This is a genomic window from Nostoc sp. (assembly GCF_036917515.1).
Classification (GTDB): domain Bacteria; phylum Cyanobacteriota; class Cyanobacteriia; order Cyanobacteriales; family Nostocaceae; genus Nostoc.
The window spans coordinates 1-25,464 of the sequence record NZ_JBALDE010000065.1; the positions used below are offsets into that span (position 1 = coordinate 1).

Consider the following 25,464-nt stretch of genomic DNA (forward strand, 5'->3'; position numbering starts at 1 on the left):
TAGATCATAACTGTAAGGGTTTGCCATACGAATGCAGAAATCAATCACTTCTCTATATATTCTACGTCCTAACTAAGATGGCGACTGCTATACAAAGAACAAATGACTAATGACTAATGACAGTCAACAGGAAAATATTTCACAAATGATTTAAGACTGCTATAGTCAGCTAATAGGCAATGTAAACCAAAATGTTGTCCCTGCATCCAATTCACTGTTTACACCGATTTCGCCGCCGTGAGCATGGATAATTTGCTTACACAGATACAATCCTAATCCCAAACTTACAGAATTGCCGATACTTGTACCGCGAAAGTAAAGGTCAAAAAGCCGATCGCTTTGTTGTTGACTAATTCCTACGCCATTATCACTAACAGTACAATAAATCATCTTATCCTTACGGGTAGCATTGATTGTTAAAAGCAATTCCGGGGGATTATGTTTGAGAGCGTTGACAATTAAGTTAGAAAAAACTCGCCATAGCTGCGTAGGATCAGCATTCACTAATGGCAAATCTGCGGATACCAAATTTGTCAGCTGGGCTTGATTTTGTGCTAGTAATGGCTCTAAATCAGCGATCGCAGCTTCGACAACTGCCAGTAATTGTACGGCTTGACGTTGCAAAACAATACCTTGCACTTCGCTGAGATGAGCTTCCATCAATGAATTAATTAAGTTCAGTTGGCGATCGCTACTTTGAATCATCCGCTCTAAAATTGAGCGGGAAATCACAATATTTTCCTCTGAACGTGCAAGCAAATTCTTCAGCACCATTAAAGTACCTAGTACTGGGTTGCGTAAATCGTGGGAAACTGCATGAAAAAATACTCGTAGTTCTTCTTCAGTTTGCTTGCGCTGGGTAATGTCTTCGATCAAACCTTCGTAGTAAAGCAATTTTCCCTGTTCATCGCGGACTGCGTATGCTTTTTCTGAAATCCAGACAATACTCCCATCTTGGCGATAAATTTGGGACTCGAACTCCGAAACGCTGCCATACTTTTCCATCAGGCGCACAAATTCTGCCCGACGGTTCGGATCGACGTACAATTGTTCAATATCAGTGAAATTTGCTGTCACTTCCCGTGCTAAAGAGTAGCCATAAATCCTGGCTAAAGCAGGATTTGCCGTAATGTAATGTCCATCGGGACTGCTTTGAAAAACCCCTTCAACGGCGTTTTCAAAAATGTTGCGGTATTTAGCTTCGGCAACCTTGAGTTTTTGATAGGCAGATTCCAGTTCTTGACGAGCAAAAAATTCCGAACGTTGCAGGCGATCGTACAGATAAACACCGATGTCACATATAGTACAAAACCAGAAAATGTATAAAATGAACGTTACATTATATATTCCTGGGTGGTCGGGGATTAGTGTTTTTAGCCCAAGTGCTGTATTCACACCAAAATAGTAAATCAGCACACTCACTTGAGTCAGCAAGTGAAGAATCCAGCAAACAGGCATCAACACAGCTTGGCTCAAGAATAACAGCGACCAACCAATGGTATCCGGTAGCGCGAAACCAGTAAGAGTTGCAAACAACTGCGACGCAAAACTAATCGACCAAGAAGACCCTAAAAATAATAAATCTGGACGATGACGACCTAATTTAGTTTTATGTAAGGCAAAGCAAATAATTATACTTGCAAGCATTGCAACATCAATTACCAGGCGTTGAGTTCTAAGTTCTTCTGGTAGTTGCTGCAATGCAAAAGGAAAAAACAAGCCGTAAAAGTCTCGCAAAGCAAAAGACAACAGACAAATCAGCGCCAGCCATAACCATAAACGTAATCTCTGCCACAAAAAACGGTTACGCCAAGCTCTGTAAAGAGTAGTGATTTCATCTGTTGTTGGTGCAGAAAAGGTTTTTCTCCACCAGCTTTGCACTGTTGTAAATGGAGTAGCCATTAGCATCCGAGCAACTTTGCCCATACCTTGAGGGTGTTTCCTTTACTCAACATTGCCATAAATAACACCCTCTCATTTTTTGGTGATTTATGGGCGATTTGTTGCGGATGAAGTGAACAAAGGTAGTGTAAACCAGAAAGTTAATCCACGCTTGCGGTTACTCATAACTCCGATTTCGCCGCCATGCGCCTTAATAACTTTCCGACAAAGATACATTTTTAAGCCAATGCTTGTAGAGCAGCAATCTTGAGGATCGCGGACATGGAGATCGAAGAGGCGATCGCACTCTACTTTACTCATTCCCACACCGTCATCCTGAATCTGAGTGCGAATCATTTCCCCCTCGACGGTGGCACTCAGGGTAAAATTTAATCCTGGTGGATTATTGTGCAAGCTATGTGCGATCAAATGTGCCAAAACTTTCTGCAAACAAGTCCCATCCGCCATTACTAACGGTAATTCGGCGGGAACCAAGTTCTTCTGAGTCGCTTGGTTTTGTGTCAGTATAGGCTGTAAGTGGGCGAATATTTCTTTCAGTAGATTGCTAAATTGCACAGGTTCGGGCTTGATTACTAGACCCTCTTTTTCAGCGGAATTAATTTCTAGCAATGAGTTAATCATTGCCAACTGGCGATCGTTGCCCTGAATCATCCGCTCGATGATTGAGCGAGATATTGGGATTGGGGATTGGAAATTGGGGATTGGGGATTGGGAAGAGACTTTTTCAATAATTTCCCCTTGTCCTTGATTCCCAGTCCCTACTCCCTGATTTAACAAATTCTTTAATACCATCAAGTTACCCATCACGGAAGTTCGTAAATCGTGGGCAACTGTGTGCAAAACTACATCTTTGACACGATGCAAATTTTCAACTTCTTGCATTTTCTGCTGCAACTGTGCTGTCCGTTCTTGGACTTGGTGTTCTAAATTAGTGTTGAGTTTTGCTAGCTTTTGGCATATCTGGCTTTGTTGAATCGCGATCGCTACCTGTTGTGACATTTGCTGTAACAAATCAATTTCTATTGGCTGCCAATCACGCGGTCCTGAGCATTGATTAGCAATTAACGCACCAAATAATTCATTACCTAGCATAATTGGTACAGTTAAAGTCGCCTTTATTTGGAATTTTTGAAAGTGCGCTTTTACTTTGGGAGATACTGATATTTGCGTTACGTCTTCAACGATACGCACAAGATTATCTTTTAGTAAATTTCGTAATTCTTGTAAATAAGCTTCATCACTAGTAGACCAGCCTGAAATTGATGGGTATTTGGGATCTACTGATTCAGCAAGAGTTCTGACTCCTAAATTAGCATTATTTAAACCAATAAAAACTCGATCTGCTTGGAGAAATTGCCTAACTTCTGTCACAGTGGTTTGAAGAATTTCCTCTAAGTTAAGCGAAGACCGAATTCGCACTAGGGTTTCTGCCAACAAGCGATCGCGTTGTGCACAAAGGCGTAATTGTGCTTCTACCTGTTTGCGTTCTGTAATGTCGTGATGCACTGCTAAAATGGCAGGAATACCATCCAAATCAATGACTTCGGCTGAAAGCAGGCTTGTAATTATCTCACCAGATTTTTGCCGAAATTCAATTTCCAAGTTACGAGCGACTCCCGTGCTTTGCAACTCTTGCACTAAGTTTAAGCGATCGCGATCGTCTACCCAAAGATTTAACTCAAAAGAAGTTTTACCAATTGCTTCATCTCGCCCATAACCTGAAAGATTCACAAAACTGTCGTTAACTTCGGTAAAGCGTCCATCTTGCAGCGTGCTAATCGTAATTGAATCAGGGCTGCAACTAAAAGCTTTCGCAAATTTTTGGGCAAGATTTTGTAAGGCGACTTCTCCTTGTTTGCGCTCTGTGATATCTCGGACAATTGCTAGTACCTCATCTGTACCACTGACTACCAACCGCGCCTCATAATCTCTGACCCCCAAAGATGTTGGTAGTTGATATTCACAAGTTTGTAAAATTCCAGAATCTAAAGTTTTAGCGATCGCTACTTGGCTAATGGCTACAACATCACTCGGCAATAACTCTTGCAAATTTTTTCCAACTATTTCTTCTCTCGATAGAGTGATATTTGCGCCCTCACTTTTCAAATCTAGATACTCGCCATCGCAGCTGATGCGAAACATCAAATCGGGGATAGCATCCAAAATTGCTTTATACCGTGCCTCACTTTCTTGCAATTTTTCTTGGGCTTGTTTTCGGTCTGTAATATCTATAACCAAGCCATGCCAAAGAAAATCACCTGCTGCTTGTAATTCAGGTTGCAAAGTACCTTGAATCCATTTAAGTTTGCCACTAGGCGTAACAATCCGACTTTCCCAATGCCAAGGTGTAAGAGTATTGCGACAAACAGCTATAGATTCTGTAAAAGCTTTTATATCCTGTGGATAAATCAGTTTGCATAATACCTGAAAGTCTGCCTGTACAGCTTCTGGTTCTAATTCATACAAATATCTACAACCAGAACTAATATAAGGGATAAATACAGAACCATCCTGCCGTTGTAGAATTTGGAAAATCATTCCCGGTAAATTGGCAGCAATTGTTTCCAACAGAGTGATTTTCTCTGGTGGAAAATCTGGTTTATGCGGTGATTTTACAATTTCATCCACTCTTAGACCCTTTGATATATAAGCAATTGGCATAATATTCAAGGTAATCATAGCCATTGTAAAAGTTTTTTAGCTCTTAGCGAGTCGCTAACAGCAAAAAAGTGGCTCTACTTTCAGAGTAGTTCTGGATGCTGCGATCGCATTCACCCAATCGGGTGAACCATTTGTCAAAGAGCGATCAGTTCAGGAGTGCTGAGTCACTTTGAGGCAAAAGTTTTATCCTTTTCTGAACACTAAGTACAGTTTTGCATAAATTCGTAGCTTTTTTAAACGCCAAGGAATACAAAGAGAATATAAAGATATAGCACTGCTACGTCTCTACAAGGTTTATGGATAATAATTAATTTCTATAAATGTCTAATAGGGGATTAATTAATAAAATTTTGTAGTAAGCTAATCGTCATTCAAATACCATCTCCGTGTCTTTGCGTAAGAGTATCTGCACATCAGCTTATTTTCATATCTTTGAAAAACAAACCCTGATTTTAGGAACAATAACTATATACAGCAGTTTTCGTTTGGATGAAGTACAAAATCACTGGTTTTGAGGCATGAAGCAGCTATGTTGGAGGGAGAAGAATAATTTAATTTTTGAGTCCTCGGTTTTGTACCTCACGCTTGTTGCAAACTGCTGTATGTGCTGCTAAAAGTCAAACTTTTGACAAGCCGTCTTGATTATTGAGAGCATAACCATGATAACAGCAATTCATGAAGTTTATAGCATGAACGGCTATAAATTAATAGAAACTAGTAATGGAAGATTTTGGGGGCATTTCTCTGAGAGAATGTTTGGAAAGTCAAAAAAAGCTCGCGTAACGATACTCTGTCAGTAGAAACAAATGCGACAGAGTCTGCAAACGTCGCCCAAAAATTTACCCCTTGATGACCAAACCCCGGTATGAATTATGAAATATGAAAGCAAACTGCTTAGACCACGAGCGTTTCAGCTTTTCTTAGTGCCATTCAGTGAATGTATACATTTCAAATGCTGACTGTAACTCTTATTTAGTTGTATATTTACTCTTTTGGGTGTTATATCATGTCCGGCTAATTAGTTATGATTCTTGCATCTGTGCAAAAAAATCTGAAAACTTTTTCTCCCCTTGCTCCCTGCCCCCAACAAGAACTGCGTTCTTAATGATAAGTCTTTAACCGGACATGATATTAGACACAGCTTAAAAGCCCAAAGTTAGTATAGTACATATGTATGATGTGTAAATCCTAATTACTTTCTTAAATACTAGATTTATGGATTCTTCTCAAATTGAAACAGGTGCGCCTCTTTCTATAGAAATTGCTCAGATTGCCTCACCATCAACAACACTCAGCCCTCGTATTTCTAAAGATGCTATTCGCACCAGTTTGAGGGCTTCTACTGTTGATGGTATTTTCGCAGCAGTTTTCTCTGTTGGTACTGGCGGAATTTTGCTAGGTAATTTTTTGGTAGAGTTGAATGCCAGTCCGATAATATTTGGCATGGTAAGTGCTATCCCCATGTTGGTGAATCTCTTTCAGCCGGTGGGTGCTTACTTGTCTGAACGCAGCACTAGCCGCTTTCTGTATTCCCTTAGCACTCATGGAATTGGTCGGTTACTATGGCTGATTTTAGTAATTGGCATTGTTAGCTTTAGTTGGGGAGGGCTGAATTCCAACCAATTAGTGATATTGTCGCTTTTGATTCTCGTATGTAGCCATCTTTTAGGAGCACTAGGAACTGCATCATGGTTAAGTTGGATAGCAATGTTAGTTCCACGGCAATTACGAGGTAGATATTTTGGGCTACGCAATAGCCTTGCCAACTTAACCGAGTTGGTCAGTTTACCAATAGTCGGTCTAGCTGTATCACATTGGTATGGGGGGTCTATCCAAGGCTATGGGGTGATTTTGCTCTTAGGCATTATTTTTGGAATTGTCAGCTTGGGGTGTCAGTACTTCCAGGTAGATATAAATCCCCAATTACAAAATACTTATTATGGTAACTCATCTCAAACCAGTGAGATTCAGTCAAACTCGGCACCTAAAGAACCTAGTGAGATATCTGAATCAGTTTCTCTACCGCAAATGCCAACTCCTCAAAACCAGATAGATAGCAGCATTTGGAAAAACTCTAATTTTTTGATATTTCTACTTTATTTCGGTTCATGGACGTTTGCTGTTAACCTAAGTGCCCCGTTTTTTAACCTCTACTTGCTAGATACCCTGAACTTAGATGTGAGTTGGGTAACTTTCTACAACAGCCTGCGAGCAGGCGCACACATGCTAATGCTGATTGTCTGGGGTAGATTAGCAGATAAAATAGGCAATCGTCCGATTCTAATTTCTAATGGAATTTTAATTGCTGTCGTACCCTGGCTGTGGCTGAGGATGGGTTCTAGTCCTCTCGACCTCTGGCTGTGGTTGCCGCTATTACACCTTTTCATTGGGGGTAATTGGGGAGGAGTTGACTTGTGTAACAACAATCTCCAGATAGAGATTGCACCAGTAAAAAATCAGTCTATCTATTTTGCAACAGCAGCAGCTGTTGCTGGAGCAAGTGGTGCTTTAGGAGCAACTATCGGTGGCTTCATCGCTCAATTTTCTGCGTCTTTTGGCATAGCGGAAGTATTCATTGTATCAGGTGTATTACGATTAGCATCGCTTGTGCCACTCATTGTTAAAAAAGATTTGGCTAGTTAGGGTGAATTTGTTTGTTATGGATGTGAATAAAGAATGTTGCACTCAAACTGAAGATTTATACACCTATAGGAAGAACTGTTAACTTACATATCTACTCTATAGTGAAAAAGATTTGTGACATAATAACAAAGTTAATGTCAGTAAAGCAGATTAGAAAAATCTGTTATTACATAAACTCGACTTGATCAATTTTTGGGCAACGCTTAACTAAAGCTGAAACACTTGTATAACAGTAGTTTTACTCTTTTGATTTCACTGAATTATCAGTGAAATCAAGAAATTTATTGCTAAAAAACTGAGGTTTTTGCTCGATCAAGAAAACTAAATTCTTAATTTTGGATAAAGTCGAGATCATCTGATATGCATTTAGTTGCTGTCTGGTTATAATTTCGCTCTCAATATGCAATTTGAATACCAATTAGCTTATCTAAGTCAAATTAGTTAAATTTCAAAAAATTTCAAAATCTGAAAAAGTTACGATGCTCAAGGTAGACACATCAAAAATTAGCCCTCAACAAGTTGAAGCTTACGAGCGGGACGGCGTTATCTGCGTCAAAAATGTTTTGGATGACATTTGGGTAGAACGGATGCGAACAGCCGTTGACAAAAATCTATTAATCCCTGGACCTCTAGAAGTTAAAGGCATCACCAAACCAGAATATAATGTAGAACATGGCAACAGCCTATGGCTCACTGATGCTGATTTTCGTGCTTTGGCTTTTGAATCTCCGCTAATAACGCTCGCTGCTCAAGTCCTGAAATCGGAAAAACTGAACTTTTTGGCTGACGGCTTTTTTGTTAAAAAGCCAAAAGCAAACAGCCGTGTCGGCTGGCATAACGACCTACCTTACTGGCCCATACAAGGTTGGCAGTGTTGTAAAATTTGGCTAGCTTTAGATAGCGTTAACCAAGAAAATGGTCGATTAGAGTATATCAAAGGCTCTCATCGATGGGGCAAAGAGTTACGTGAAAGATCAAACCCCTCTTGGTTTGCAGAGCCAGAGCCTCACGAAATTTTATCTTGGGATATGGAGCCTGGAGATTGCTTGGTTCATCATTTTCTAACAATTCATCATTCAGTAACCAACATATCTTCCACACAACGACGTGCAGTGGTGACGAATTGGACTGGCGATGATGTTACTTACTATCAGCGCCCGAATGCATGGCCTTTTAGACCTCTTGAGGAAATTGATTTACCAGAATTTAATTCATTCAAAGCCAAAAAACCTGGTGAGCCAATAGACTGCGATATGTTTCCTAGAATTGAACTGGATTGCTAGTAAGGAATTTACAGATGGTTGCTGCTATTGTTAAGGAAGCGCTTATAAAGATTGTCCTCGACTCTTAGTAGCAACCGTAGCTAGGATTTATTTACCTGAGTTTATCAAAATATTAGGCAATCATTAGGATGTAATCCTATCAAGTTCATCAAGAATATTGCTATCTATATCAATGTCAAATTTCCGAGCAAAATGAGCAGATGATGCAAGTAGATTAGGCAAATCTTCCATTAGCAATACTTTTGGATGAGGATATCCAGTTGACCAAGTTGACCAGTCAATATATCGCCGACGGTCATTTTTTAGTTTAAGGTGAGGTGCATTAGCAAGTATAGTTTGAAAATACGCTTCGTCTGCATGTCTGACCTTACTGTAATGTAAAGTTACGGCATTTCTCTGCGCGTGGAAATCGATAATGTACTCAGCAGCTTTGCGATTAGCACAAAACCATTGACTTCCACTGAAACAAGCAAGCTTCTTTGAAAAAGGAAGAAAAGCTTTCGTCAATAAGGGATGTTCTAAACGTATTTCTATATTCAGTTGAGCAAAGTATTTTTTTGAGGAATGAAAAGAAAACGACTTTGTACAGTATCGTTGATAGGAATTTTTTAGCCATAACATATTTGGTTTTAAATCACTTTTATAAGTCTCATAGGTGATTTGTTCATACTGAATATAAGCATCGTACGAACTTGAGGCTAGATCGTCCAATATTTGCCTTGCGGTTTTAATGGGATAGTCTGCTCCACTGAGTAATACAAACCAATCTGGTGCATCTGATACCTCGAACATTAGTTTAAGTGCTTGTAATGTAGCCTCTTCAACAGAGAAGTCTGCCCACTCAGTCTGTAAGTGAGGACGTACTAGTAAAACATTTTTTGAGAGAGTATCTACAGCTAAATCACATTTTGAAAAATCATGATGACACACAATTACAGGATAATTAAACATTTTATTTAACTTGTTTATTAGCTTGTAAATTTGTTGAGGTTTTGTATGAGTTAGTAAAACAAAACCTATCGAATTACTAGGAGAATTAGACATTTGCTTAAGTTATATGGCTTTTGATAAAGATTGTTTCGGAAAGTATTAGCGTTTTTGTTCGCGCAGCGGCGACCAGAGGAAAAGAGAAGGTAATCGCTTTAAGTCGTGGAAAATAAATCGAATAATAAATTAGTAACTAAAAACTTTTGAAAGCGATCGCGCTACCTTAACCAACTTATTAATCAGCGATCGCTCTCCTACCCACTACAAGCAGAAAAATTTATGTCGAGAAATTCACGAGCAATTCTGCAACACCTTTTGATTACTGCCCAATGTTTCATTAATCGCCATGATTAATAACTTATCTAAAGGGATTCCCACTGCTTTGGCCATAGAAGAAATCACGCTTTTTGGGGCAAAAGAACAATATAAGCCAGCTTCTAAAAACCAAGGTTGTCCCTTTGGGTCGATGCGGAAGTCAAATAAACTGTAGTGGCGACAACCCAAAGCCTGATGGCACTTCTTAGCCACTTGCTGAACCTTTAGGGTCATCGGGTCGTTTGGGTCTACAATCCAAGATTTCTTATTATCTTTAGCAGCAAAACCCAAGTTGCCATCGTCTGTTTGTTGGAGTTTATCAGCATGGCTGCGGATGGGTTTGGAGTGGGAGTCTAATAAATACTCTTCAAGGGGTAAACCCACTAGTTCCCCGTCTTTGACAATGATGCCGCATCTAACTTCTCGACCGAGTTCGATGAATTCTTCTACAATCACCTCCGAAGCGTATTCAAAGGCTTTCTTAAGAGCAGTGTCATAGTCAGTAGCCTCTTTGACTAAGGCCATCCCTAAAGAGTTATCGGAGCTTACGGGTTTGACGATCGCTGGAGGTGTAATTGTCGGCGTATCTCCTTGACGAAGCAGTTCTCCACGAGGCACTTTCACCCCTGCTGCTTCAACAATTGCTTTGGTTCTGGCTTTGTGCGCCGTTATTGCCATAATATCTGGAGTATTGCCGATGTAAGGGATCTTCAGCAAGTCGAATAAAGCGCGGTATTCAGTCATTCCAGGGATACAAAACATTTGTGGTAACATAATGTCAATGTTTTGTGCTGTTAGAAACTGTATGGCATCAGCCAGAGTCATCGGTTTGGTGTCAGCAATATCTTCAGAGCTGAGGGAAGGAGGAAATCGCCATTGGCGATCGGGTGTGATATATGCGATCTGAAAGTCATAGTGCGAGCGATCTGCTGTTGCTGCCAAACAGTCTTGGGCGTAAAGACGTGACAAATCACAGTAAAAATTATTGTGTGCAGAGCCAACTAAATGAAGGATACGAAATACTGGCATGATTTATCTTCCTTATATATTCTTAGAATTTATATAGCGGTTTTCAGTCCTTGTGAGGTACAAGAATCCTACCTCCAACCCCTCCCCGCAAGTGAAAAGAGACCTATGATCTACCTCTGTGATTATTAAAGGCTACATATAACAGTTCTGTATCTAAAAGTGTTTAATTAATAATTACGAATTATCCTTCTTACATCACTTTGGAGAGAGTAAAAAACAATAATCTCTGCTAAATAAGACTTTCAGGCAAAACTAATGATTTTAGCTATAATGTTAGAAAACAAAGCTCCAAACTTAGTTTCTGTCTATTGTTTAAAAGTTAGGCTGAGATTTTTTGAGCAGAGTGATGGAAAAGCTTTATTTTAATCGCCATCTAATTCCACTAGTTTGCCAATATTAAAGTCTATTTTTACCCATCCTTTAAGTTGTTGGAGATTTTTCAACAAAAGTAAGGGAATCTGCCAATGATGCAAAGTCAAAAATGGTATAGGGTCATTAAGACTATAAATGGCATCAGTTCCCCGCATTAGAGTATTAACTGATGTTTGCAATTGTTTCCAGGAACGGATACCAGTTATTCGCCAGATTTCGTGATATATGAAGTAAGTTGGCTTGCTACTTGCTAGGGGTTCTAAAGGTGCAGCTAGGGAAGTTTTATCAAGATAAGCATCTGCAACACCAGGGTGATTGTAGAACATTGTAATTGCCGAATGAGTACGGGGATTGCATTCAATGGCATAAACTGTACCGTCTTGGGCTTGGATAAAGTCGAAAGAAACTTGCCCAGTCAGTGCCAAACTCTTAACGAAATGTTGTACCCATTCCCGGATTTGGGGATTTTCGACGTTTTCATAGTTGATTTGAAAAGCAGAAGAGTCTGAACAGCAATGCAATCTTAATTCCCCATCCCGCACTGTACTATGTGTGCATAATTCCTTACCAGGAATAAACTCTTGCATAATCCAAGGTCTTTCTGGACTGATGGGTAAACTATTGACAAAGGCTGCTGTCTCTTCTGGGGTGTCGCAGGGAAGTTTGGTTAAATTTAAGCGGCGAACGGAATCGTAATCAATACTTTTAAGAATATATTTGCGGCTTTCTTGACTAAAATCGAAATTGATAACTTGTTGAGGATCTGTGATTTTAAAAGATTTGGGGACAGATAAACCAAGCGATCGCGCCTGCTCGCTAAAGGCAAATTTATCATCCAACATCTTGGTTATATCTGGATAAAAATGGAAAACTTTGCAGTATTCTGATAATGCAGGCTTTGCTAGGGAGTCATAATAGCTAGCGACAGGACTGCATACAGGTACATAAACGTCAACCTTTTCTTGCTTGACAATTTCTACTAACGCCTGGATATAGCCTTCTGGGTCTGATTGCGGAGCCGGAACTGTATAAAAACGACTCACCGCTTTGGAAAATCTATGCCCAGATAACCAGTATTTATGACCTTCAATCAAAATAACTCTGTGTCCTGCGGCATGGAAGGAGCGGGCAAGTTGCAATGCTTTAGTCATCTTGGCTCCACTTACCAAGATTGTCTGAGGATGGGCAGCTAGGACAGCTTTTTTCCTAAATGGCGAACGCACAATACCCCACAACAAAGATATCAACACTATCAGGGCATTGAACGGCAAGGCTATTAGCAATAATGTCAGAGTACCGAGAGTCTTACATAAAGCTACTACCTTTACCTTAATACCCGTTGATAACGTTGGAGATTGAGGCAGAGATAAAGAAATTGATTGTGCCATAGGTCTTTCCTTTGTGTTTATTGTAGAGACTAGTAATTGCTAGTCTCTACAAACTTTATTACACTACGCGTCTAATTAAGGTTATACCATCTCGGATGGGTAACAGAACTTGTTCGACACGAGGATCGGTGGCAACAATACGGTTGAACTGAGCGATCGCTTCACCATTGGCGGTGCGTTGTTCGGGTGGCAGGTAAACTTGTCCTTGTAACAAAGTGTTATCTACACAGATTAACCCGTCGGGAGTCAGTAAGTTACTATCCAAAATCGTCTGGAAGTACTCTACATACTCTTTTTTATCCGCATCGATGAAGATCAGATCAAATACTTCATTTTTGGCAGCCAGCTTGTAGAGTGTCTCTAGAGCAGGTGCTACTTCCACAACGATTTTGTCGCCGTGGGGAGACTCACTAAAGCAGGCTTGAGCAAATTGAGCAACATAGGGATCTACTTCACAACCGATAAGTTGTCCATCACTTGGTAATGCTTCTGCCATTGCCAAGGCTGAATACCCTGTGAACATTCCTACTTCTAGAATGCGCTTTGCCTTGGTGATATGAACAAACATTTTCAATGTCTGTCCTTCAAGATGTCCTGAGAGCATTTCCTGCTCTAGTTGACGCACTGTTTCACCATCGCTGAAGCGTTTGCTCCAGTCTTCTTTGCTAGTTTTTTGCGCTAATGCTGTCAGTGCACTTGATTCCGGGGTGGTGTAATCATCCAAGTAGGGATCTAAACCCGCTGCTAATTGAACTCCCTGCCGTAAAGAATCTAATATCTCTACAGGAATGTTGTTCTCTTGTGCTAATTTCAGGGTTTGCTGTAGCTGGGCTACTAAAATGCTGTGTGGCGTTATTGGTCTAGCTGTTTCTCGTCCTAAAACACTCGTCATATTTTCAGACCCCTACTAGCTTGCCTTCTTGACTTTCAATGTATGCATCAACCCCTTCTCCGCCACGAGGGTATTTAGCACAAAGACGTTTGTGTTCAGCTAAGGCAGCATCAAGTTCTTCACGAGTCAGATCATTGACAAAGAAGCATTCACCAATTGGACGAGGCATGGCTGCGCGTTGTTTGCCATCTCGTGTCAAGCTTATAGAGCGAGTAGCATACCAGAGTAAATCCCCATCTAATAGAGGATGATCGAGTGCTAAACCGATACGATTCATCAAGTCTAGAATGCGATCACGCTCTTGTGTTGGAATATAACCCCGTTGTGCTGCAATGGTTGCAGACAAAGCCATATCTATATTGACCGCATGACCGTGATATAGGGGTATCTGAGGTGCTAATTCTAGGGTAGGACTCCAAGTGTGGCCGTAGGCAATGACGCGATCAAGGTCTATTTCATGCAAGTTAGGAGTCTCTAACTCCAGCATGGTTTTGATTGCCTCGTAGTTAAGTTTATGGGCAATCTCTTTAATTTCCGGTGTACCATTCACATGTCCAAAGTGAGTAGAAAGCAGTTCGTCGCCATATTCGTATAGCAGTTCAAAGACTTCCAAGTTAGAAACTACCGCAATTTTCACTAACTCTGCCATCCCATTGCGAACTTGAGCGGTTGGCAAGGTTTTCAAGAATGAGAAATCTAAGATTACTTTCAAAGGTGCATGATATGCTCCTAAGCGATTTTTTTCCTTACGATGATTAACTGCAACCTTAATTGCTACACCTGCATCAATTAAACCAATCAATGTGGTAGGAATGCGAATGTAGTTACTCTTGCGACGGTAAGCAGCGCAAGCAAATCCAGCCACATCAGTAATTAAACCACCGCCAACGACTAAGACTGGTTCCTTACGAACTAAGCCAAAGTCCGAAAAAGCGTCAATAATTTTTTCAAAACTTGCCAGGGTTTTAGCTCGCTCTGTAATAATGATTGGAAATACCGTCAGTTCAATGTCATAGTGTTTAAAATATGACTTGATCTGATCGCCATAAAGTTCATGGACATTGGCATCAATTACAGTCAGACAGCGACCAAATTTTGCATAGCTATCTGCAATTTCTCTGTTTTGAATATCAAATGCACCGTTCACATAGACAAGACTAAAATCGATTTTTTCGTAACCTTCCACGTGAAACGCAGCTTCTGTAGCTTCAAATGATGCTTGAACTTTATTCATGTGTGTTGACCTGATTCCAATTAAAAAGTTGTGAGATTTCGCTAACTAATGGCGATTTACCCTAATGTATGCCAGCAAGCAACCATGCTCTTTATCCTTTCAGATAAAGACAGGACAAAATTAGCTTTCAATAAAAAGCTAACGCTATTACTGACTGGTAATGTTTTAAAACAACACCATTCATTTAAGTAAATTGTCTAGATGGGTTAACCTTGTAATTCGGCATAACCTCAAACAAGTCAATTAGCCCTACTAGCAATATATTGGTATAATACTTGCCTGTTTCTGGGGATTGTTGACTTTAAATTTGGGAAATTCATACTAAATATAGTGGCTTTCCCACTGTACGATTCCGCAAAAACTCTAGCCTAGACAACTGATTATACCGTTGTTCTCCAAGCTTAAATTTGAGATTAGAACCCTGATTAATCGTTAGTTCGCTGTTTATTAGCATTAGTCTCAAACCTTATTTACTAAACTTGCTACATTTCGTTTGCTTCAGAATAACAGTGGACTTTTAGGAAGTTTACCTGAATTTTTATTAACTCCACTATATCTATCTTTAGCAACTTGCCGATCGTTAGACTTTGCAAAACTCATATTTTAGTAAACTACTCGTATTGTTTATCATTGTCTATCTCTAGGCTGACATTTGATGTTACAGAAATGATTAATCCTCATCTCGCTGTTTTTTTGCATTAGTCCTAAACCATAAAATCGCTAAAAACAAAAATGACTCACTGCATTCTATTCCAAATATCAGTAATATACCTCTACTAAGTTAATTTGCTGCTCAGTAATCAACATACCTATCTCAACAACTCCTGATAATTCAGAATTTAAATATATTTAAGTTCCTTGTAACAAAAGTTTAACTATTTTAAGGAATGCTTGTGTATATCAAAGGTTTCTAAGTTTGCTTGAATTGCCTTCTTAGTCCTAAATTAAACCTTTTCAGCTTAAACTAGCAAATAATTTACTAGGTTGGTAACTGAAAAGTACAACACAAATCATAACATTACAGCAATACAAATCATAACATCTGTAAACATCTTTAAGTCAATCCACCATGCGAAGTGTACTATATAACCAAACATCTCTAAAAAAATATTTCTTAAGATAGATACTTTGATACAACAAAGTATATTATAGAGCAGCTATATCTAATATTGTGTCTCACTAAAGACTTATCATTTAGATTGCAGTTCTTGCTGGGGGAAAGAGGCTTTTGGGATTTTTGCACAGATGCAGTAGTCATAAGTAATTAAGCGGACTTGATGTAACAGATATCTGGTGAATTTAATTATGCGTTAGGTTACGTTGCCCGAAATCCGTCGCTTTTGTTGGTTCTAGATGCGTTTACATACAATGTTTCACTTTTGCAGGCAGATTCACGGGTAAAAGATCGCGATTTCCCAGATGAACTCAACAATACACTAATTCACATAGATAGCAAAATCTTGCCACGAGATGCGATCGCAAGTGGCGTTGTTTAAGACATTATGGAACACAGGCTGTTTTTAAATCATATCTGCATTGAAAACTGACAATATTAATCTATTACTGTTGTGCTAGATAGCTGATAGCTGCCAAAGGGGGGAATCTGTGAGTGCGATCGCTTAGTTACTTTACAATATAAAAAGTTGAGTATTTCTAACAGGCAAAATCTATTTCAATTACTTTTTCGAAAATCTTAAAATTTCTTAACTTAGTTTAAAAAATCTTGGTATTAACTTCAGAATGCTAAGAGCGATCGCGATTGTAAAGGTTAGTTGATATTAGTTGTCAAATTGCTGGTGAAGTTAGAAACTAGAGAAATACAACACACGCAATTATTTTATGACTGCTATTTCTAACCTTGAATTCAAACGACCAATTTGGCAAACCGCGATCGTATTGACCTTGGGCTTTTGGCTCAGTGCTAGTCTAGTTTTAGACTGGGTAATTATGCCTAGCCTTTATCTTTCAGGGATGATGAGCCAAGCTGGTTTCACGATAGCAGGCTATACGATTTTTTGGAACTTCAATCGGATGGAATTATTATCAGCTGCTGTAGTGCTGACTGGGGCACTAGCTTTGAGCAAAACCCGATATCATTGGAGTATTGGCAGTATTGTTTTATCTGTGCTACTGCTAATTATAGCTGTCCTTGATACCTATTTCTTAACTCCGCAGATGTGCGCTATAGGAGTTCAACTCAACCTATTTGAAGCTGCTGCTGCTATTCCATCGACAATGAATTTACTACACGGTAGTTATTGGCTACTGGAAGTAGTTAAGCTGGTAGCTGGTGGTACACTTTTAAGCTGGTGCTGGCGGGAGCAATTTTAAGTAGATGGAGAAGTATAACGGTGAGAATGCCCACTTATAAATCTCACACCAAAGACGCAAAGAATTTCTTTGCGTCTTTTCGCTATATACAGCAGCTCCCGGTGTTATGAGGTACAGTAACAGCAATTAGTAAACCAGTTTTTTAAATGTTTAGGATTCATTAAGTTGAGTGCAACAAAAATCTAATGGCGATATCTGTTTGGGGAGATTGGTCAAATAATTCACCAGCTACTTTGGCAAATCCAACTAAAGCATCGGCACAGGCAGCTTGTTGTTGCTGTGCTTGGCGTTTCGTCAAATGTTCTAAAATGTCAACGTCTGCTGGTGGCTGGTTAGCAGAGTTAAGTTGGACAATATCTGCATCAGTTTCGGACTCAACAACAGTAGAATTATTTTGTGGCGTTACCATCTGTTTTTCCAATCGGCTAATTACCATTTCTAAACGGTCAAGTCGTTTGGAAAGAACTTTCAGTAAGCTTCAATTTGGTCAAGCTGTTCGCTGATGCTAGCATCCTTATTTAATTCAAATGGTTGAGATTGGGCTGTAATTTTCTACAATTTTCAGATATCAGTCAACCGTGTATTACATGGGAAAAAAATGGTTGTCCCTTTAATTAACAAGGTGTGCTTTGTAGCTGTTTGAAGCGAGACAAGCGAGTTTTGGCAAAGGTATTGTTATAGGCATACTTTTTTGGAGCTTGCATTTGCGGCTTATCTATGTGAATATTCTATCAGTAAAATACGGTAAGCTGCTCTATTTATCGTAGTACTGATATTGCTTGTAATTTAATGTACTTATGTTCAGCAAGTATTTACCACATCGACTGATGAGGATTGTCAGTAGCTTTCTTCAAAATTATCAAATATCCAGAATTGGCATATTTGCTTTATTCTTTACCTGTGGGTTAAGTTTAACTCTTGTGATATCTGCGTGTTCTGCCAACAATACAGGCAACTCTGTAGCAACACAGACAGCAAATCAAGGTGTGGTAGTTCGTATCGGCTATCAAAAAGCAGCGACTATTCTCAGTGCTCTCAAAAATCGAGGCAATTTAGCGCAAACTTTAAAGACTGCTGGTGCTTCGGTGACATGGGCAGAATTTCCCGCCGGCCCACCCATGCTAGAAGCAATGAACGCAGGTAGTATTGACTTTGGCTATACAGGTGAATCACCACCAATATTTGCCCAAGCCGGAGGTACTGCCTTGCTTTATGTTGCTTATGATCCTTGGAGTCCCAAAGCCGAAGCAATTATTGTACCGAAAGATTCACCAATTAAAAGGGTTGCTGACCTGAAAGGGAAAAGAGTAGCCTTTGCTAAAGGCTCGAACGCTAACTATCTTGTTGTCAAAGCTGTAGAAGCTGCCGGATTAAAGTATAGTGACATTCAACCAGCACATCTAACACCAGCAGATGCCCGTGCAGCATTTACTGGTCGTAACGTTGATGCTTGGGCAATTTGGGACCCTTACTTAGCAGCAGTTGAACACGACACAAAGGTTAGGACATTGACAGATGCGACAAATTTAGCACCGAATCGGGGTTACTATCTTGCGCGTCAAGAGTTTGTTAATTCTCATCCAGATTTGTTGAAAACCCTGTTAGATGAAGTCAGCAAACTAAACAAATGGGCAACAAATAATCCAGAAGAAGTTGCCAAGTTTTTAGAACCAGAGTTAGGTATTCCTGCAGCAGCATTAGAAAATGCCGAAAAACGACGAAAGTATGGCATTTTACCGCTAACAGATGAAGTAATTACTCAGCAACAAAACATTGCCGATACTTTTTACAAAATCAAACTGGTTCCCAAGCAAATCCAAGTCAAAGATATTGTTTGGAACGGTAATAAATCTTAGAAGTTTCTCCCTACTCGCATAAAAAAGAATGGACATCAACACCCAACAAATAAAAACTGATGTACTTGTCATTGGTGGCGGTACAGCCGGGACAATGGCTGGAATTAAAGCCAAACAAGCGAATCCAGATGCAGAGGTGCTGATTTTAGAAAAGGCTAACATCCGACGGAGTGGTGCGATCGCAATGGGTATGGATGGCGTGAATACCGCAGTCATTCCCGGTCATTCTACACCAGAACAATACGTGCGCGAAATCACCCTTGCTAACGATGGGATTGTCAACCAAAAAGCCGTTTATCAAACAGGCAAATTAGGTTACGAAGTCATCCAAGAATTAGAAAGTTGGGGTGTGAAATTTCAAAAAGATGCCCAAGGCAACTATGACTTAAAACAAGTGCATCGTGTGGGCAAATATGTTTTACCAATGCCAGAAGGTAAAGACCTCAAAACCATTCTCACTCGCCAAGTTAAACGCCACAAAGTCAAAGTAACAAATCGCGTCATGGCAACCCGTGTATTAGTCAAAGCAGGACGTGCTATTGGTGCGGTGGGATTTGATGTCAGAAACGGTGATTATATTGTCATTCAAGCTAAAGCAGTCATCCTGTGTACAGGTGCTTGTGGCAGATTAGGATTACCTGCTTCCGGCTATCTCTACGGCACTTATGAAAATCCTACCAATGCCGGAGATGGCTATTCAATGGTTTATCATGCAGGTGCAGAACTTAGTAATATTGAATGCTTTCAAGTTAATCCTTTAATCAAAGATTACAACGGCCCCGCCTGTGCTTATGTCGCTGGGCCTTTTGGCGCACATACAGCCAACGCTGAAGGAAATCGCTTCATTAGCTGTGACTATTGGAGTGGTCAAATGATGTTGGAAATCTGGAAAGAATTAAATTCTGGAAAAGGCCCAGTTCAATTAAAAATGACCCATTTGGATGAAGATACAATCGCTGAGATTGAATCTATACTTTGGGCGAATGAACGACCAAGTAGAGAACGTTTTCATCAAGGTAGAAATGAAGATTACCGCACCCACGGCGTAGAGATGCACATTTCTGAAATAGGCTTATGTAGTGGTCATAGTGCTTCTGGTGTGTGGGTGAATGAAAACGCTCAAACAACCATCCTAGGTTTATATGCAGCCGGAGATATGGCCAGCGTTCCCCATAATTATATGATTGGGGCATTTGTTTTTGGTCGCATAGCCGGAACTCATGCTATTAAATATATCCAAGATTTTGATTTTGTCGAACCAGATACAGATTTTTTAGAAACAGAAAAAGCCAGAATTTATGCACCTTTAACTCGTCCGAACGGTGTACCTCACACCCAGGTAGAATACAAATTAAGACGCTTAGTGAATGATTATCTGCAACCACCAAAAACAGGTAACAAAATTGATATTGGCTTGAAACATTTTCTTCAATATCAACAAACATTAGATGTAATGGGCGCTCGTGACCCTCATGAATTAATGCGTTGCATAGAAGTGCATTTTATTCGAGACTGTGCAGAAATGGCAGCCAGAGCATCATTATATCGTCAAGAAACTCGTTGGGGACTTTATCATTACCGTTTAGATTACCCCGAAAAGAATGATGATGAATGGTTTTGCCATGTCAATTTAAAGAAAGATGAATCAGGACAAATGATATTGTTTAAGCGTCCTGTAGATCCCTATATTGTGGAAATAGATTCAGCCAAAGAATTATACAATGTAGCTGTCAGGTAATATATTTTATCTCATGATAAATCTCAGTGTTAATCTTAACAAAGTTGCTCTACTCAGAAATTCTCGAAGTTTTGGTATACCAAGCGTAATTAAGGCAGCTTCTACTTGCATTCAAGCAGGCGCACATGGAATTACAGTTCACCCACGTCCAGATGAACGACATATCAAATTTAAAGATGTTTATGAATTGGCAGAAATGCTAACTGTTGAGTTCAATATAGAAGGTAATCCATCATCTCAATTTTTAAACATAATACGAGAGGTAAAGCCAACACAGTGTACTTTGGTTCCTGATGCACCTGACGCTTTTACCTCAGACCACGGATGGGATTTAGCTACAAATGGCTTTTGGCTCAAACCAATTATCCAAGAGTTAAAAGAACTTGGAATCAGAGTCAGCCTATTCTTAGATACCGACTTAACTCAAATCGAACTTGCTAAAGAAATTGGGGCAGATCGCATAGAGCTATATACAGAACCTTATGCCACAGCTTTTCGTAAAGATTATGTGGAATCAGTTTTTAAAAAGTATCAACAAGCGGCAAACAAAGCTGAAGAAATTGATTTAGGAGTCAATGCAGGGCACGATTTAAACTTAAATAATTTAGAAAAATTTTGTTCAATTCCTAATATACTTGAAGTTTCGATTGGTCATGCCCTAATTGCAGATGCTTTAGACATAGGACTATTTAATGCTGTGAAGGAGTATTTAAAAATTCTTTATATTAATTAATTATAATTAATAATACAAAATCATCGATATTTGGTAAATGTATTACAGTTTAGTTAAATGAATATGTGTTACAAAGCCATAATTTTTGACCTGGATAATACATTATTAAATTTTGATTTGTGTGAGCGCAAAGCTATTCTTGGCACGCTAGAAGCTTGTGCAATATCGTTAAATTTACATGGAATAACTGAAACTATTTTTTTACAAATATATGAAACTTATAGCTCTCAGTATTGGAGACAGCGAGATGTTTTTACTCCTAATGAGTTAATCGAGATGTCTTATGAAAGTACACTAACTGAGTTAAATCTAAAAATAGAGGAAATTAGCCATCTCGGAGAAATCTTTTGGGAGATTTTTAATCATTCAAGTGTCTTGGAACCTGATGTATATAAAGTATTAACTGTTCTTGCACGCAATTATCGTTTGGCTGTCATTACGAACGGTTTTATATCAGCGCAACTACCAAGAATGCAAGCTGCTGGAATTGAGCATTTTTTTGAAGCAATTGTAGTTTCTGAAGCAATTGGTTTTGCTAAACCATCTCCTGAGATATTCTATCATGCTTTATCTAAGTTAAATTTAACATCAGCAGAAGTTCTTTACGTTGGAGATTCTCTAAAGCACGATTATGCGGGAGCAACACAAGTCAAAATGGATTTTTGCTATTACAACAAAAAAAATCAAAATTTACCACAAGAAGCAAAACCAAAGTTTATGATAAATGAACTCTTAAATTTGCTAGATATTTTTAAATAATAGATTTTTTTATTAATATAAAATTAAATTGTAAATAGTTTATTTTAAATTATTTTGAGGAATTTTCTAATATGTCTATATATAATTCAATTGGTAAACAATACTCAAAAACTCGCGTTCCTGATATCCGTATTGTCAATAAATTAATTGATTTACTCAATTTACTCAAAGGTAGCATTATAGCTGATATTGGCGCTGGTACTGGTGGTTACAGTCTAGCGCTAGCTAATAAAGGATTTCTTGTTAATGCTGTTGAACCTTCTGTAGTTATGCAAAAACAAGCAGTAGAACATCAGCAAATTAAGTGGTTTACTGGCTATGCAGAAAATTTACCTATAGCAGATCAGTCTGTTGATGCTGTTGTAAGTATCCTGGCAATTCATCACTTTTCTCATCTCCAAAAAGCTTTTCAGGAAATGCACAGAATAATTAGAGATGGAGCAATAATTTTGTTAACTTTTGATATTAGATTAGCTCAGAAGATATGGCTTTACGATTATTTTCCGTTTTTGTGGGAAGATGCGTTACGATTTTTACCACTTAATGAACAGGTTAATTTAATTCAGAGTAATACTAAGAGGCGTGTTGAAGCCATACCCTTTTTGTTACCATACGATTTATCTGATTTATTCGCAGCAGCAGGCTGGAGACGACCAGAGTTATATCTTCAACCAGAAGTACGTGCAGGAATATCGTCTTTTGCTTTAGCTAATCAAGATTTAATTGAGCAAGGAGTAAAGTTACTTGTAGCAGATTTAAGTAGTGGAGAATGGAGTAAAAAATATAGTGATATTTACAATTTGACAGAGATTGATATAGGCTATCGTTTTATCCGTGCAACGCTGGATAACTAAATAATTGTAATTTAATATTAAATTATGATAAACAAAGTTAGTGTAGGTGAGAAAATTAAAATTAGACAATTTGAGATTAAAGATGTAGAGAGAATTGCTAGTCTTTGCGAACAACTTGAATATTCTGTGACAAATCAACAAATAGAGCAGCGCCTTACTAAAATTAAAAATGACGATACTCATATTGTGTATGTTGCAATTTTAGAAAATGAATATGTAATAACTTGGGCGCACGCTCATATTTGTGACTCAATAGTTATTCCAACTCCAGCGATTATTTTGGGATTAGTTGTAGATAAAGATTATCGTCATAATGGAATTGGACGTTTTTTAATGCAGCAAATTGAGCAGTGGGCTTCTCTAGCTGGATGTGATAGTGTTCTGTTACGTTCTAATATTAAACGCCAAGAAGCTCACTTGTTTTATGAGAAAATTGGTTATACCAATATCAAACAATCATTAACTTTTCATAAAAAATTGTTTTAGTAAAAAATATGTAGTTAATTAATACATTTGTCACTCACCGTCTCCTTAATGCTTGTCTATGATTTAAATATTTTAATGAACTACATCGTATGCATCTAAACAACCTACAACGGTGAGATAATTTATGTAAGCTTACCCATTTATTTTACCGATTACCAGTTTCAGTACAAAATTATGGAGTTATTTTATGGCTTTAATCAATCAGAGAATAGATGTTCCTGTAATCGTTGATGAATCGAAATGTCTAGAAAAATGCACAGCTTGTATTGAAGTTTGTCCCTTGGATGTATTGGCGAAAAATCCAGAAACAGGCAAAGCCTACATGAAATATGATGAGTGTTGGTTTTGTCTACCTTGTGAAAAAGAATGTCCAACCAATGCAATTACTGTGCAAATTCCCTTTTTATTACGTTAACTATCTGTGGTAAAAATTAATGAATGATGACCTCAATTATTGGCTAGAAATGTTGCGATCGCCTGACGTAAATGATCGGATAGTAGCTGTCAAAACCTTGCAACATTTAGGTGATGACGAAACAATCGATGCTTTAATTATAGCTTTAAAAGACGAATATATTACTGTTCAGAAAATAGCAATATCTGCCCTTTGGGAAATTGCTAATCCAGTTGCCATCCCTGCCTTAATTGAATGCCTCGGTTCAGCAGATACAGATATTCGCACTGAAGCTGCATCAGCATTAAGTGAGTTAATTACACAAGATGAATTGTTACTTTTACTAGACAAGCTCCAAAATAATAATGTAAATATTCAATTAAATATTTTAGTGCTTTTGCAGAAGATACATGATATTCAATCTTTACCCAATATTTTACCATTTTTAGAATCAAAAAATCCGGAGTTAAGAGAAGTAGCCGTTACGACACTGCGATATATCAATCAATTAGAAAAATGTCCGCAAGCTTTAAATTTAATTTTTGATGAGGAAGCAAGTGTACGTCGTGCAGCTGCTTTAACTTTAGAACATTTACAAGATGCAGAAGTGATTATAATACTTTGTCAAGCACTTACAAATGATAGTGACTGGCAAGTTCGCCGGAATGCAGCTAAATCTCTGGCTATTCATGCAAATAATCAAGCAATTTCAAAATTAGAAATAGCTTTAAATGATGAACATTGGCAAGTGAGAAAATCAGCAGCACAAGCTTTGCAAAAAATTCCAGATATTCAAGTTATGCCAAGATTAATTCAAGCATTAACAGATGAATATGCAGATGTAAGAAAAGAAGCTGCGATCGCACTTGGAAATTTAGCTCATCCCGACGTTATTAACCCCCTAAAACAAGCCTTAGATGACCCTGACAAAGAAGTGTCTATCCAAGCGCAACGGGCAATTCAGAAGATACAAACAGATAAAAAGTCTCAAGGGAGCAGTAAATAACTAGGGGAAATGCCAACATGATTAAAGCTTTGCTAGTTTCGCAATACAAATTCCTGACTCCAAATTATTGACCTCTGCTCATCAACAATATTTATGAGGTGAACTTTATTGACAAAACAACGATAATTTAAATCTAAATTTTGTAATTCTTCTAACACTTGCAAAAAATTATCTGTATCTTTTATAAATTTTCCTAACGTTAATGCGGAACAAATAATAAATTTTTCCTGAAATCTTCAGCTAATATACCTGTATATAGTTTGTTGTGTAGTTTTAGTATATCTACTTTTCCTTCTTCAATTATTAAAAACATATACTCATCCCATGATTTTTGTGATCCTTTGAGACAAATAGGAAATATTTTCCACTTACTCAAAACACTATTAATATAAAGAATGAGATTATTTTTATTAATAAACTTAATTATGGAAAATACAAGTGTAATATAGAGCTCAATTAAATCAAATTATGGGTTATGTTTCTGCTTGATTTGATTGATATGTTCCGTGTTATAGCAACCGCCAGGTTGGTTAGGACACTAAACTCAGAACATACTCCATTGCCGCTCGCAAGGTAGGGAAGTACTCCAGTTGCTTGCGGA

At 38.5% G+C, this 25,464-nt stretch carries 20 protein-coding genes; 12 read left to right on the plus strand and 8 right to left on the minus strand.

The genetic code is table 11. The features are described 5' to 3' along the window. Positions 1-165: 165 nt before the first annotated feature. The gene (locus V7K89_RS07975; RefSeq protein WP_335185976.1) at positions 166-1,926 is read right to left on the minus strand and encodes a PAS domain-containing sensor histidine kinase; all 1,761 of its coding nucleotides are present in this window, start codon (positions 1,924-1,926) and stop codon (positions 166-168) included. A gap of 63 nt (positions 1,927-1,989) precedes the next feature. Then, positions 1,990-4,587: a sensor histidine kinase gene (locus V7K89_RS07980; protein ID WP_335185978.1), complete on the minus strand. Its 2,598-nt coding sequence runs from the start codon at positions 4,585-4,587 to the stop codon at positions 1,990-1,992. A 1,191-nt stretch (positions 4,588-5,778) separates the two neighbouring features. On the opposite strand from V7K89_RS07980, the gene V7K89_RS07985 reads away from it, so the two are divergent. Both V7K89_RS07985 and V7K89_RS07990 read left to right on the plus strand, forming a co-directional pair. After that, a complete protein-coding gene (locus V7K89_RS07985; RefSeq protein ID WP_335185980.1) occupies positions 5,779-7,206 on the plus strand; it encodes an MFS transporter in 1,428 nt (475 codons plus the stop codon). Positions 7,207-7,685: 479 nt separating this feature from the next. After that, positions 7,686-8,489, plus strand: a complete 804-nt coding sequence (locus V7K89_RS07990; RefSeq protein WP_335185982.1) for a phytanoyl-CoA dioxygenase family protein — start codon at positions 7,686-7,688, stop codon at positions 8,487-8,489. Positions 8,490-8,612: 123 nt separating this feature from the next. Here the strand turns inward: V7K89_RS07990 and V7K89_RS07995 are convergent, their stop codons facing one another. The 5 genes from V7K89_RS07995 to V7K89_RS08015 all read right to left on the minus strand — a co-directional run bounded on the left by V7K89_RS07995 (position 8,613) and on the right by V7K89_RS08015 (position 14,706). Continuing rightward, positions 8,613-9,533 carry a beta-1,6-N-acetylglucosaminyltransferase gene (locus tag V7K89_RS07995; RefSeq protein WP_335185984.1) on the minus strand — a complete coding sequence of 307 codons (921 nt, stop codon included), beginning with the start codon at positions 9,531-9,533 and terminating at the stop codon, positions 8,613-8,615. A gap of 234 nt (positions 9,534-9,767) precedes the next feature. Then, positions 9,768-10,820 (minus strand): D-alanine--D-alanine ligase family protein, encoded by a 1,053-nt coding sequence (locus V7K89_RS08000; protein ID WP_335185986.1) that lies wholly within the window; start codon positions 10,818-10,820, stop codon positions 9,768-9,770. Between the two features lie 362 nt (positions 10,821-11,182). Continuing rightward, complete coding sequence (locus tag V7K89_RS08005; RefSeq protein WP_335185988.1) at positions 11,183-12,580, minus strand: ATP-grasp domain-containing protein; 1,398 nt, start codon at positions 12,578-12,580, stop codon at positions 11,183-11,185. Between the two features lie 58 nt (positions 12,581-12,638). Next, on the minus strand, positions 12,639-13,472 hold the full coding sequence (locus V7K89_RS08010) for an O-methyltransferase (protein ID WP_335185990.1): 834 nt from the start codon (positions 13,470-13,472) through the stop codon (positions 12,639-12,641). Between the two features lie 4 nt (positions 13,473-13,476). Then, entirely contained in the window at positions 13,477-14,706 is a 1,230-nt protein-coding gene (locus V7K89_RS08015) for a sedoheptulose 7-phosphate cyclase (RefSeq protein WP_335185992.1), read from the minus strand. 1,340 nt (positions 14,707-16,046) lie between these two features. On the opposite strand from V7K89_RS08015, the gene V7K89_RS08020 reads away from it, so the two are divergent. After that, positions 16,047-16,202 carry a hypothetical protein gene (locus tag V7K89_RS08020; protein WP_335185994.1) on the plus strand — a complete coding sequence of 52 codons (156 nt, stop codon included), beginning with the start codon at positions 16,047-16,049 and terminating at the stop codon, positions 16,200-16,202. Positions 16,203-16,545: 343 nt separating this feature from the next. Beyond that, positions 16,546-17,037, plus strand: a complete 492-nt coding sequence (locus V7K89_RS08025) for a hypothetical protein (RefSeq protein ID WP_335185997.1) — start codon at positions 16,546-16,548, stop codon at positions 17,035-17,037. Between the two features lie 160 nt (positions 17,038-17,197). Here V7K89_RS08025 and V7K89_RS08030 read toward each other — a convergent pair whose 3' ends face one another. Beyond that, entirely contained in the window at positions 17,198-17,473 is a 276-nt protein-coding gene (locus V7K89_RS08030) for a hypothetical protein (RefSeq protein WP_335185999.1), read from the minus strand. A gap of 361 nt (positions 17,474-17,834) precedes the next feature. Here V7K89_RS08030 and V7K89_RS08035 point away from each other — a divergent pair, with 361 nt between their 5' ends. The 8 genes from V7K89_RS08035 (at position 17,835) to V7K89_RS08070 (ending at position 24,863) form a co-directional block, all read left to right on the plus strand. Then, the gene (locus V7K89_RS08035) at positions 17,835-18,893 is read left to right on the plus strand and encodes a sulfonate ABC transporter substrate-binding protein (protein ID WP_335186001.1); all 1,059 of its coding nucleotides are present in this window, start codon (positions 17,835-17,837) and stop codon (positions 18,891-18,893) included. A gap of 28 nt (positions 18,894-18,921) precedes the next feature. Further along, positions 18,922-20,631: a fumarate reductase/succinate dehydrogenase flavoprotein subunit gene (locus V7K89_RS08040; protein ID WP_335186003.1), complete on the plus strand. Its 1,710-nt coding sequence runs from the start codon at positions 18,922-18,924 to the stop codon at positions 20,629-20,631. Between the two features lie 13 nt (positions 20,632-20,644). Beyond that, entirely contained in the window at positions 20,645-21,364 is a 720-nt protein-coding gene (locus V7K89_RS08045; protein ID WP_335186005.1) for a pyridoxine 5'-phosphate synthase, read from the plus strand. A gap of 63 nt (positions 21,365-21,427) precedes the next feature. Then, a complete protein-coding gene (locus V7K89_RS08050; RefSeq protein ID WP_335186007.1) occupies positions 21,428-22,123 on the plus strand; it encodes an HAD family hydrolase in 696 nt (231 codons plus the stop codon). A 71-nt stretch (positions 22,124-22,194) separates the two neighbouring features. Then, entirely contained in the window at positions 22,195-22,977 is a 783-nt protein-coding gene (locus V7K89_RS08055) for a class I SAM-dependent methyltransferase (RefSeq protein ID WP_335186008.1), read from the plus strand. Between the two features lie 24 nt (positions 22,978-23,001). Beyond that, positions 23,002-23,463, plus strand: a complete 462-nt coding sequence (locus tag V7K89_RS08060; protein ID WP_335186010.1) for a GNAT family N-acetyltransferase — start codon at positions 23,002-23,004, stop codon at positions 23,461-23,463. 187 nt (positions 23,464-23,650) lie between these two features. After that, on the plus strand, positions 23,651-23,878 hold the full coding sequence (locus tag V7K89_RS08065) for a 4Fe-4S dicluster domain-containing protein (protein WP_012408944.1): 228 nt from the start codon (positions 23,651-23,653) through the stop codon (positions 23,876-23,878). Between the two features lie 19 nt (positions 23,879-23,897). Then, entirely contained in the window at positions 23,898-24,863 is a 966-nt protein-coding gene (locus V7K89_RS08070) for a HEAT repeat domain-containing protein (RefSeq protein ID WP_335186012.1), read from the plus strand. The last annotated feature ends 601 nt before the right edge of the window (positions 24,864-25,464 follow it).